This window comes from Larkinella rosea, from assembly GCF_003858635.1.
In the GTDB taxonomy this organism is placed as follows: Bacteria; Bacteroidota; Bacteroidia; order Cytophagales; family Spirosomataceae; genus Larkinella; species Larkinella rosea.
Genome location: NZ_RQJO01000009.1, coordinates 1,149,878 through 1,160,952, shown reverse-complemented (window position 1 = coordinate 1,160,952; position 11,075 = coordinate 1,149,878). Strand labels below are relative to the sequence as shown.

11 protein-coding genes are annotated in these 11,075 nt (G+C 50.0%); 4 read left to right on the top strand and 7 right to left on the bottom strand.

Annotated features, from left to right (window positions below):
- Positions 1–88: 88 nt before the first annotated feature.
- The 5 genes from EHT25_RS20545 to lpxK all read right to left on the bottom strand — a co-directional run bounded on the left by EHT25_RS20545 (position 89) and on the right by lpxK (position 5,618).
- On the bottom strand, positions 89–802 hold the full coding sequence (locus EHT25_RS20545; protein WP_124876989.1) for a hypothetical protein: 714 nt from the start codon (positions 800–802) through the stop codon (positions 89–91).
- Between the two features lie 114 nt (positions 803–916).
- Positions 917–1,504, bottom strand: coding sequence for a MiaE family protein (locus EHT25_RS20540; RefSeq protein WP_124877126.1), 588 nt, complete (start codon positions 1,502–1,504; stop codon positions 917–919).
- Complete coding sequence (locus tag EHT25_RS20535) at positions 1,504–2,454, bottom strand: DUF1835 domain-containing protein (RefSeq protein WP_124876988.1); 951 nt, start codon at positions 2,452–2,454, stop codon at positions 1,504–1,506. Before EHT25_RS20535 ends, EHT25_RS20540 begins: the two co-directional genes overlap by 1 nt.
- Before the next feature lie 9 nt (positions 2,455–2,463).
- Entirely contained in the window at positions 2,464–4,437 is a 1,974-nt protein-coding gene (locus tag EHT25_RS20530) for a putative porin (RefSeq protein ID WP_221622309.1), read from the bottom strand.
- Positions 4,438–4,583: 146 nt separating this feature from the next.
- Positions 4,584–5,618, bottom strand: a complete 1,035-nt coding sequence (gene lpxK / locus EHT25_RS20525; protein WP_229311686.1) for a tetraacyldisaccharide 4'-kinase — start codon at positions 5,616–5,618, stop codon at positions 4,584–4,586.
- 103 nt (positions 5,619–5,721) lie between these two features.
- Here lpxK and menC point away from each other — a divergent pair, with 103 nt between their 5' ends.
- A complete protein-coding gene (gene menC, locus EHT25_RS20520; RefSeq protein WP_124876985.1) occupies positions 5,722–6,831 on the top strand; it encodes an o-succinylbenzoate synthase in 1,110 nt (369 codons plus the stop codon).
- A 51-nt stretch (positions 6,832–6,882) separates the two neighbouring features.
- Here the strand turns inward: menC and hemF are convergent, their stop codons facing one another.
- The gene (hemF, locus tag EHT25_RS20515) at positions 6,883–7,782 is read right to left on the bottom strand and encodes an oxygen-dependent coproporphyrinogen oxidase (RefSeq protein WP_124876984.1); all 900 of its coding nucleotides are present in this window, start codon (positions 7,780–7,782) and stop codon (positions 6,883–6,885) included.
- A 154-nt stretch (positions 7,783–7,936) separates the two neighbouring features.
- A complete protein-coding gene (locus tag EHT25_RS20510; RefSeq protein WP_124876983.1) occupies positions 7,937–8,563 on the bottom strand; it encodes an AlbA family DNA-binding domain-containing protein in 627 nt (208 codons plus the stop codon).
- A 343-nt stretch (positions 8,564–8,906) separates the two neighbouring features.
- Here EHT25_RS20510 and EHT25_RS20505 point away from each other — a divergent pair, with 343 nt between their 5' ends.
- The 3 genes from EHT25_RS20505 (at position 8,907) to EHT25_RS20495 (ending at position 10,985) form a co-directional block, all read left to right on the top strand.
- Complete coding sequence (locus tag EHT25_RS20505; RefSeq protein WP_124876982.1) at positions 8,907–9,473, top strand: dihydrofolate reductase family protein; 567 nt, start codon at positions 8,907–8,909, stop codon at positions 9,471–9,473.
- Positions 9,474–9,501: 28 nt separating this feature from the next.
- Positions 9,502–9,918 carry a hypothetical protein gene (locus EHT25_RS20500; RefSeq protein ID WP_124876981.1) on the top strand — a complete coding sequence of 139 codons (417 nt, stop codon included), beginning with the start codon at positions 9,502–9,504 and terminating at the stop codon, positions 9,916–9,918.
- A 284-nt stretch (positions 9,919–10,202) separates the two neighbouring features.
- Positions 10,203–10,985, top strand: a complete 783-nt coding sequence (locus EHT25_RS20495) for an MBL fold metallo-hydrolase (protein ID WP_124876980.1) — start codon at positions 10,203–10,205, stop codon at positions 10,983–10,985.
- Positions 10,986–11,075 lie beyond the last annotated feature (90 nt).

Here is an 11,075-nt window from a genome sequence, read left to right as displayed (position 1 = left end):
CCTGTTCAAGAAAAGAGTGCATCAAACGTTACTCGCTATAGAAAATGAAGCCATGCCGGATCCCGAACACAACATGGCTTCTTTGCATTTACTTCAGTTTAACCTCGCTTTCACCACATTGCTGGTCAAAGTAAAATACGTGCTGACAGAAATCACGCCAGGCATCGTTTTTTGCAAATTTGGTCAGCATATCCGGGCAGCTTTCGAAGAGTTCCTTGAACTTGTCGTCGTAGTTCTTTTTTTTCAGCCGGGTTACCTTGCCCCCGGCTTTCACATAAAACGACTTGTCCATTCCCCCGGTCAATTGGACTCCCATCAGACCAACGCCCGTGGTTTCTGCGGCAAAAGGGTCATCATAAACTTTAATTTTTGAATCGAAGCCCGGGTTAACCAACTGCACCAGTACATCGCGCTTCGGATCATCGAGGTGTTCCTGATAAAAGATAACCAGGTTCCGCGTCGACTCGCCCACTTTATTGCGCTGGGCTTTCGCAATGGAACTTGTACTTTCCGAAAACGAGGCAAACTTGGCAAAATCCGAAGGATATAACCCCAGTTCCTGTAGCTCTTCGGCTTTGTATTTAAACTTTTTACCATCACTTGTTTTTCCTTCAACCTTGATAATTAAGCCTTTCTTACGATCCAGGTCATCCAGTGTGAATTCGATTCGTTCACCGGTTTTTGTAATCAGGTAACTGGGTTTACTTCCTGAAAACCGCTCGATCGGTGGCAGAAATTGTTGCGCTGTTGCGGATGACGCGATTTGAACGCCAAGCAACAGTGTGAGAAAACATTTAAACATTTTAAAAAAAGAGGAAAGGTGGAACAGATTATGGGATCAGGGATTAAAGATACGGTATTATGAAATTCTTTTGTGTATTTGTGGAAGTGAAGAATGAGCGGATTGGAAATCCACTCAGTGAAACCGGTCGGGACGGACTTCCAGCGTTTTCATAATTTCCGCTTCGGATTCCAGCAATTCTTTCCAGCGTTTTCTGACTTTTTCCTTCGGATTGTATTCTTCGGCCAGTTCGATAAAATTGCGGTAATGCCCGGCTTCCGAAATCATCAGTTCGCGGTAAAATTTCCGGAGATTTTCGTCAGCCAGGTTTTCGGACAACAGCTTGAACCGCTCGGCACTGCGGGCTTCGATGAGCGCATTCAGCAAGAGTTTTTCCATCAACTGCTCGTTGCGACCGCTCGGTTTCTGAAGAACCTGCTGCAATTGATTGACGTATTCGTCCTTACGCGGTTTTCCCAACGCAATGTTGCGCTTCCGCAGTTCTTTCAACACCCGCTGAAAATGCCCCCATTCTTCCGCCACCACCGGCGTCAGCACCTCGACCAGTTTTTCGTGTTCGGGAAACTGAACAATCAGCGAAATACACGATGATGCAGCTTTTTGCTCACAAAACGCATGATCGATCAGAATATCGCCCAGATTCATCCGGGCAATGTCGACCCAGCGCGGATCGGTGGGAAGTTCCAGGCCCAGGGTTGTAATCACAGTTCAATCAGTTTTTCCAGTTCGCGGTTCCATCGGTACGGCGAGTCGGCAGTTTGGTAAAAACCACCCAGCCAGCGTTCCACCGGGTTTAGCGTTCGCCGTCCGGCAATGATGTCGGCACCGGCTTCGGTCAGGCTCACGCCCTCGTCGGTATACGCCCACAATTTTCCGTTCAACTGGCGGATGGTTTCGCCAACACTCAAATCGGTGATTCCATACACCCGATCCTGCTGCAAAAACCGCCCGATCAGGTCGGATTCGGGCAGCGGGCCTTCCATCAAAGTCGCCGTCAACAGGTGTTCGATCAGGTTCAGGTTGTTTTCGGTAAACGGAAACCGCTGCAGATGCAGAATCAGGGCGGTTTTTAAAAACCGCAACCGGCCAAAATCCGAATTCAGCAGCTTCTGAATATCCAGTGGTTCCGGACTGGCGTACGCTTTCCAGACCTTCAACGCCAGATCGAGTTCGTGTTGGGTCAGTTCTTCAGCCTGTAAATATAAGGTAGCCAGTTGCGCACCACTCAATTGTCCAATTCCCTTGAAAAACGGCTCACCGGGAAACGAATCCACCGAAACCTGTTTGATTTTGGTACTTCCCAACGGACGTTGTGCGAATTGCGCCAGCAGAAAAACCAGGTTGATCTGGCAAAACAGATCGTGCTCGAACCAGAGGTAAATCTCGTCGTAATCAGTTGGTTTCGTCCATTTCTCAAACTCCTGAACCACCATCTGGTCGTACCTCTCCGGCTGCGGATTTTCGTCATACACCCGGTGCCACTTCTGCCGAATGTTCCAGAGTTCAGTCAGGGGCACAAATGCGTTAACCGGACCTTCCGAGAGCGCTTCCCGCCAAATGGCAACTTGCGAGGAATCGGATTGACCCGGAATAGTCGAGTCGGCAAAAGCCCCGGCGGTTGCGTCGCCGTTGAGAATGTGTACGGTTTTCACAGGTTCGTTTTAGTCAAATAATAGCCAGTGTACGCCAAATGCAAACGAGCGGTTTATGGTCCGGAAATACGGCGCGCTGTAATAAATCTTGCCGAGCAAATCCTGATTGGCGTGGGCCATTTTCAGGAAAAGCCGTACGCGGTTGATCCGGAAATTGGCAAACGGTTCGGCCATGATGTAATCGCCCAGTTTCGTTTCGTTTTGCAAATGATATTGCTGCGTAAGCGGCATGTACTGATCGGCATAATACGCCGATTTGTAATGAAACTGAACCCCGGCCAGAACGTACAACTTTTTAAACAACAGAAAGTTATATTCAACCCGGGCATTGGCAAACAATCGGGGAATCCGCAGGACGTCATCGCGCGAAAGCAAAGTGTAATAGCCCTGCCCGACAGCAGCAAATTTGCCCGCCCGGAACTGAAAACCAAAACCCGATCGTAAAATACTGAACGCACTCGACAATTGCCTTGGAACCCCAACGGTGTCGAAATAGATGTAATTTGACAACAGGTAATAATCCAGACCGGGGCTCAACACCAGCTTTCCAACCTTCAGATTCAACTGGCCATACGCGTGCTGCGTACCGCGTAATTCAAACTGGGCTGACTGCCGCGTGACGTGATCCCACTGGAAATTATTACTGATAAAGCGCGTTTGAACCAGGGTTGGCGAAGCAAAAACGCTCTCGTAACCAGCCGTCAGAAACCGGCTTTCCAGGCGGCCCTGAAACCGGAAATCCCGGCCCAGCAAATACTCGACTTCGGCCGTCGCGCGTGTCAGGCTGTCCGGGAAATAATAGCCCAGCCAGCCGCCTACAAAGGTCTCAAACCGGTTGGTTTTGACCGTTGAATCCGGCAGCAATCGTCCGACATTGAACGTGTAACTTTGTCCGTAAACGCGGTTTCGAAGCCAGGCGCGGTAATTAAACGCCGACCCCCGGGTCGAAAACTGGCCTTTAATCCCAATTTGATTATCCAGCAGCCGGAACCGTGTGGTTTGGTTGGTTTCCAGACTATCAAAATAAACCCGGGGATAAAAAGGCTTTCGCTCCGGGTGCGCCGAGTCGAGCGGGTACAGGTTAGAAGTAATGTCCGTGTCCGTGAAGCTGTAGCGCTGGGATCGAAAATCAATGATATTGTACACCTGAAAAGCCGTATCGAGCACATACTGCTGGTATACATGCAAATCGTTGCGCTTTTCGTGGGAGTTGGCATTCGGTAAAACCGTCCCCAATTCAATGTTCGAATTAAAGGCGTTGCCGGAAGCCGTATCGGGTTCGATCATTCCGCCCTGATCAACCATCCGGTGATTGATGTTGTTGTAGTGCGCCAGAAGCGTATACTTCTGATTGACAGACCGGTAGTTGGAGTGGATGACAAAATTCCAGTTTTCGGCCAGCCGCTGCGTGGATGTCGAACCCGTTTTGCCACCAAACTGCAAATCGGACGTCATTCGTTGCAGATTGAACCCAAAGTTCCAGCGCTGGTTCACGTTTTGGGTAAAGTCGAAATTAATGCGGTTTTGCCCCCGCCCCCCCAGCACCAGATCCATATTCGTGTAAGGTGATCGGGTATCAAAATACCGTACCTCCTGGGTTTGGTAACCGTACAATCCGTAGACATTCAGGCCCAGCTGGGAGCCAATAGTGGGTGTCTGGTAAAAAACCGGTCGCAGAGCCGTTCCCAGATTCCCCAGATCAGTATACATATTGGCAAGTCGGTTGACGTAATGGGCCTGATGAATGCCTTCCAGCGTCGTATCGATCGTAAAAAGCGCTTTCCGGTTATTCAGAACATCGCTTTCCAGAAAATAGCGGGTCGATTTGGGGCCATAAATCATTTTCGTTGAGTCGTCCAGAATGGCACCACCCGCTCCGGCTCCCTTGCCACCGGTCGCCGGAGCTGTTTGCCCCCCGGTCCGACTCGCCCCACCCGGAAATTGCGGCATTCGGGTTGGCAACTGGGCCGAAGCCGGACTCATTAACCAAGACAGCAGGATACTTAAACAAAGTATATAAAGTCGGATCATATGGACTGAACTGGGATTCTATCAAATTATTGATTCGCGGTGATTCCTTTTCCTGTTTATTAGGATTTTTTAACAACGACACCGCCGGATCAATCCCATTACGTTAGAAATTTTGTACTGATTTTCTGAAACTGGTCTTCCTGACTTAAAAACCGGACTTCAATTGGTAAATAATAAAAAGCGGTTGCCTCTGCGCCCGATTCCGATACCAGCGGAGCCAGTTTGACAAAATCCTTTTCGGTCGTCAAAACCGCACCACCCGTCGGAATCAAACGCTGGATTTTTTCCAGATCGTCCATCGTATACCGGTAATGGTCAGCGAATTGCAGATGCTGAGCCATTGAAAAATGTGATTTCACGTACGCTTCCAATGGCTCAGATTGAGCAATGCCGGTCACCAGCACAACACGTTTCAAGGCACTTTTGATTGCGTCCTCAGCAAAGCATACCGGATTTCCGTACTGAATCCCGGTAAAAAAAACCGGTATGTCGGCCCGGCTATACCCCCGAATACGCTCCTCGATTTCGCCCTGATCCGCCACCCGCAGGTTGTCGGGACATTTCGTTACCACAATCACATCCGCCCGCCGGGCTCCGTGCCGTCGTTCGCGCAGCCGCCCGCCCGGAAACGGCTGATCTCTGTAGAAAGGTCGGTTATAATCCGTCAAAAGAATATTCAGATGCGGTTGAACCGGGCGGTGCTGAAAGGCATCATCCAGAATAATCACTTGTAAATCAGGATTATTCATCACCAATTTGGAAATAGCCTCCGCTCGTTTTTCACCCACACTTACGGTCACGCTGCCCGGATTTGTTCCAATCTGCCTTCCGTGTTTGCGGTACAAAAGTAAGGGTTCGTCGCCAATTGTATCGGCGGTGTCAGCATCCGTCGCAATTCGAAAGCCGCGCGTACGACGTCCGTAGCCCCGGCTGAGCGTGGCAATTGGACCGGATTTTTTCAGCAAATGAACCAGGTAATCTACATGGGGCGTTTTGCCGGTTCCACCAACAGTCAGGTTCCCTACACTAATAGTATAGATAGGCGGGCTTAATGATTTCGTAATACGACTGTCGTACAAGAAGTTACGAATGTCAGTAATACCGCCATAAAGCCAGTTAAGTGGATTCAGCAAGCGAGCGAACACTAAGTTTTACGTAATAATTTATTAACAACCCTGTTCAGTAACACCCAAAATTACTACTTTTAATGGTGAAAGTCGTCTCTTTCCCGTTACTATGAGTCTCAAGGCCACCTTCCTTAAATACACATTGCATTTTACGTTCGAGGCCGGAACGTCACGTGGTATATTAACCCATAAAGACAGCTATTTTATTCGAATTTCCGACGACGATGACCCGACGGTGGTCGGCTGGGGGGAGTGCGCACCACTCCGGGGTCTGAGCATTGACGACCGGCCCGATTTTGCCGAACAGCTTGTCCAAACCTGCCAGACGTTCAATCAGTTAGACCTGCAACTATTTCACTGGAACATTCCGATCGTGTTGCAGTTGATTAGCGATCAGTGGCCGTCGATTTTATTTGGTTTCGAAACGGCCATGCGCGATTACGTCAACGGTGGAAACCGCACCGTTTTCGAAACGGACTTTGTCAACGGGGCCAAAGAGTTGCCCATCAATGGGCTGGTCTGGATGGGGAAACCGGATTTCATGCGTCGGCAGATTGAAGACAAACTGGAAGCGGGCTACACAACCATTAAACTAAAAATCGGCGCGCTGGATTTTCAGCAGGAATGCGCCCTGCTCGACTCCATCCGCCACCGGTTCAATGCCGACCAGATTACCATCCGCGTTGATGCCAACGGAGCATTCCGCCCGGAGGAAGCACTGGATAAACTGAACCACCTGGCGGTTTATGACATTCACTCCATCGAGCAACCCATTCGGCCCGGCCAGCCCGATTTCCTGGCGGAACTCTGCCGTCAGTCGCCGGTACCCATTGCACTCGACGAAGAGTTGATTGGCCACATGGAATACGTGGAAAAAATGCGGCTCTTGAAAAAGATTCAACCGCAGTACATCATCCTGAAACCCACGCTATTGGGCGGTTTTAGCCATTGTTCCCAATGGATCGAAATTGCCAACCGGCTCGGGATTGGCTGGTGGATTACCTCCGCGCTCGAATCGAATATTGGCCTGAACGCCATTGCGCAGTACACCGCCCAGTTCAAAAATCCGCTGCCGCAGGGGCTCGGAACCGGTCAGCTCTTCCACAACAACATGGACAGTCCGCTGACGATCAAAAACGGTTTTCTAAAAACCGATCTTTCCAAAAGCTGGAATCTGGAAGTGCTGGAAACGGGCCGGGGCGTCCGGGTGGAAGGCTAATTCTAAACATCCGCGTCCATTCGCTCCCATCCGCCTTCATAGCTTAGCTTTTTACACCCAGTTGACGCCTTTTTTCAGTTTGCTCAGGGTTTCTGCTTCCCGGCTGCCGGGTTCCGGTTGATAGTCGTACACCCAGTTGGCCTGCGGGGGCATGCTCATCAGAATGGATTCGGTGCGTCCATTGGTTTCCAGTCCAAATTTGGTTCCCCGGTCCCAGACCAGGTTGAACTCCACGTAGCGGCCCCGGCGCAACATTTGCCACTTTTTCTCCGTTTTACCGGACGGCAAATCCCGGTTCTTCCGCATGAAATGGGTATAAATGGGCGCAAACGAATTACCGATTTCCTGCACAAAAGCGAACAGATCAGCCTTATGATCGTCATTGGTCGGGCGGAGGTAATCGAAGAAAATACCGCCGATTCCCCGGGTTTCGGAGCGGTGGCGAATGAAAAAATAATCGTCGGCCCAGGTTTTATACTGGGAATAATACGCCGGATGGTGGCGATCGCAGGCGCTTTTTAGCTGTTGATGAAACCAGCGGGCGTCTTCGTCATCGACATAATGGGGGGTCAGGTCGATACCGCCCCCAAACCAGCAATCGCCCGTACTCAATTCAAAATACCGCACGTTCATGTGGATGATCGGCACCAGCGGACTGTGCGGATGGATGACGATGGAAACACCGGTCGCGTAGAAATCCGCCGGTTCCGTCCGGTTCATTTGTTTCAGCGTCATTTCCGATGCCGGGCCGTATACGGCCGAAAACAGAACGCCCCCTTTTTCGATCACCCCGCCGTTCTGAATAATTCGCGTGCGGCCTCCCCCACCCTCGGCACGATCCCAGAGGTCCTGGTGAAAACGGGCTTGTCCGTCGGTTTCTTCCAGAGCCCGGCAAATCCGGTCCTGTAAATCGGTAAAAAAATCAGTGATACGTTGTTTATCGACGGCCATTCGTGGAGCAATGCGGTTTTGTACAAAGGTACGTACCCGCAGACTTTAGTCCGTGAAATCCTTAAGAAAACCGCGATAAAAATCGAAAGAAGCTTCCTTCATCACAGCGATACACGAACGAAACGGAAGCGTCCGCCATCCGCAGGACCGTAACTTATTCACTGATTTTCAACGAAAACCGCACCGGCCGGGGTTTGTCGACCATGATGAGCAGCCCTTGCCCGGTCAACTGATGGAGCAGTTTGCCAGCGCGGTATTCTGAAATATTCACGAGCTGGGCGTATTGTTTGGCGGTGATGAAGTCGGTTTTACGCAGCGCCTGAATCAGATTACGAACGTTGGTGGTTTGCAGCAATTGCCCGTCGGGCGTTTCGGGACCGGTCAGAATCAGCTTGTTCGTAGGAACCGATTTATCTTTGGCCCGAACATAAATGGTACGTTTTCCCCTTTCATCAATAGCATAATGCGGTTTTTCCGTGCTCTCCGGTACTTCGATGTAAATAACGCGCCGACCTGCTTCGCGCACCACTTCATAACTCACCGAAATCGCCGGATCGATCAGCAAATCAGTGGCTTTCTCAATTTTCTGCATTTCGTAAATTTCCGATTCAACGCCCGACACCCGGCCATCATCCGACACGCCGATGATCAACAGGCCACCCGAGGTGTTGGAAAAGGCCGTCAAAGTTCGGGCAATCCGGTGAGCGGTATGAATGGTCGACTTAAACTCGAGCCGGCTTCCTTCGCCCTGCGCAATCAAATCCGTAAGGTTATACTGCATCGTTTCATCTCCTGCTTTAAGCCTGCTTTTTTCAACCACGCGGTTATCATTCTGATCTCTACCCGATATTCCGGCTTAAATATCAGACATTTACTGCTCAGTTTCTGTAAATTAGTCGAACGAAGGCTCGAAATAATAGTCATTTTTCAAATTTATCAATATATATTTGAACGAGTTCATCTCATAATGCGATAGATAATCCTGACAATGCCCGGCTGCGCTTGCAGCCGGGCATTGTAGTTTTTACGAAAAATGCCCAATATTGCGTCGCGCAAACGGCCATTCCGCCGGCGCACCATCCCGGAATCACTTCTCCAAACCCTTTGATCTAAAACAGGCAGCCATGAGAAAACTGATTGTATCCATGCACATCTCACTCGACGGTTTTGTCGCGGGGCCCAACGGCGAAATGAACTGGATCCGCGTCGACGATGAGTTATTCACGTATTCAGCCCGGCTAACCGATGCGGCCGATACTGCCCTGTATGGACGAAAAACGTACGAAATGATGGAAAATTACTGGCCCACCGCCGGTGAACAACCCGATGCGTCGACGCACGATATTCAGCATTCCGGCTGGTACAATACGGTTAAAAAGGTGGTGGTTTCAAACTCGCTGAAAAACACCCAATTGCCTAACATCCAAATTGTTGGAAATAATCTCGCGGAGCAAATCCGGGAAATAAAACGGGAACCCGGAAAAAATATTCAGATTTTTGGCAGTCCGTCGGCCTGCCACGCCTTAATGAAATATCAATTAATAGACGAATACTGGCTGTTTATCAATCCGGTTTTGCTCGGTTCGGGAATCCCCTTATTCCGGAATATCAATGAAACGGAACAGCTTGCGTTGCTGGAAACCGCCGTTCTTGCATCCGGTGTCCTGGCTGCTCATTACGGACGCAAATAACCCGCCTATTCTTTTGAAACCATTCCTCATGAAAGTACTCAGTTGTCTGCTTCTCCTGACGGCCTTCGCCTGTCAGTCGAATCAAAATGAAAAGAAAAGTGAAACCCCAACCAAACCGGATGCCTATCGGGATCTGCTGGTCGACCGGGTGGTGTGGAACGTAAAAAAAGGGGCTACACCTCAAGAATCGGCGACCAACCGGCACCGGTTTACCATTACCAATACGTCCGAATCGTATTTGTACCGGCACATCGAAGTTCAGTTCGATTATTTCGACAGCACGTACCATAAAATCGGTTCGGCCAAACAGATCATTGAAAAATCAATCGGACCACGGGCTGCCCTGGCGATTGGCGAACTTCCGGACGATCAGGTAAAACCGGAAGCAAAATCCTCGACCGTCAAGATTGTGAAAGCGGAGTCGGCCCGGGCGGAGCAGGAATGAAACCGTTTTTTATACGCTGATTATCTGATAGTTAATCAGTACCAGAAAAATAGTTTCAAAAAAAAGGTGATAAACGACCATTTTGCCTCTCTTATAGTTGAAGGATACACCTGTATTACTTCTAATTAATAGAGATTGGTAAGTGGGACATCCCGGCCTGATTGGCCGGGAATTGTTTTATTAATTGATCTGGTACCGGTTTTTAATCCGAAAGCGATTCCCCACGGTATACCTCACCCAATCAGTCGGCAAATTCCGCCCTTTTTTATTATCTTTACCAGTCTATGCCACTGTTTATCTCCTCGCTCAATTCGGGCAGCAACGGAAACTGTTATTATGTCGGTAACGAGCGGGAAGCCGTTTTGATTGACGTCGGAATTTCCTGCCGCCAGGCCGAAACGCGGTTCCGTCGGCTGGGATTATCGCTCGATACGGTGAAAGCCATTTTTATCTCCCACGAACATACCGACCACATCAGCGGCCTTTCCCAATTGGCCGGAAAGTATAAAATACCGGTTTATATAACCGCCAAAACCCTGGGAAATTCCCGGTTGATGCTCAGGGGAGTCGCCGTCAACCCTTTTTATGACAATGAGCCGGTTGTGGTGGGTAATCTGCGCGTCACGGCCTTCGCCAAACACCACGATGCGGCCGATCCGCACAGCTTTACGGTTTCTGATCAGCATACAAATGTGGGTGTTTTTACCGATATCGGTCATCCCTGCGAACGGCTGGTGCAGCATTTCAGTCAGTGCCACGCGGCTTTTCTGGAAGCCAATTACGACGATGAAATGCTGGAGCGCGGCCGTTATCCGTATTTTCTGAAACAGCGCATCCGGGGCGGAAAAGGCCATTTATCCAATCAGCAGGCGCTGAATCTGTTCATCCGGCACAAACCGGCTTACATGAGTCACGTGCTGCTCGCCCACTTATCGCAGGACAACAACAACCCGGAACTGCTTCGAAATCTGTTCCTTCCTCACGTCGACCGCACCAACCTGATCGTGGCTTCGCGCTTTGAAGAAACACCGGTTTTTCGAATTTGCGGGGAGCGGGAGCTGGTGTAATGACAGCATTCCTGTAAAATACCGTTCAACCCCCTTACCCACTCCGCCCGGCTGGCCTTTTCGAAAACGCTCCGCTAAATCGCCGGTGCG

What these genes read in the sequence shown, in the direction of transcription:
- EHT25_RS20545 (WP_124876989.1), bottom strand. Translation starts at nt 802, where the DNA reads ATGTTTAAATGTTTTCTCACACTGTTGCTTGGCGTTCAAATCGCGTCA.
- EHT25_RS20530 (WP_221622309.1), bottom strand. Translation starts at nt 4,437, where the DNA reads ATGAGTCCGGCTTCGGCCCAGTTGCCAACCCGAATGCCGCAATTTCCG.
- menC (WP_124876985.1), top strand. Translation starts at nt 5,722, where the DNA reads ATGAGTCTCAAGGCCACCTTCCTTAAATACACATTGCATTTTACGTTC.
- hemF (WP_124876984.1), bottom strand. Translation starts at nt 7,782, where the DNA reads ATGGCCGTCGATAAACAACGTATCACTGATTTTTTTACCGATTTACAG.
- EHT25_RS20510 (WP_124876983.1), bottom strand. Translation starts at nt 8,563, where the DNA reads ATGCAGTATAACCTTACGGATTTGATTGCGCAGGGCGAAGGAAGCCGG.
- EHT25_RS20505 (WP_124876982.1), top strand. Translation starts at nt 8,907, where the DNA reads ATGAGAAAACTGATTGTATCCATGCACATCTCACTCGACGGTTTTGTC.
- EHT25_RS20500 (WP_124876981.1), top strand. Translation starts at nt 9,502, where the DNA reads ATGAAAGTACTCAGTTGTCTGCTTCTCCTGACGGCCTTCGCCTGTCAG.
- EHT25_RS20495 (WP_124876980.1), top strand. Translation starts at nt 10,203, where the DNA reads ATGCCACTGTTTATCTCCTCGCTCAATTCGGGCAGCAACGGAAACTGT.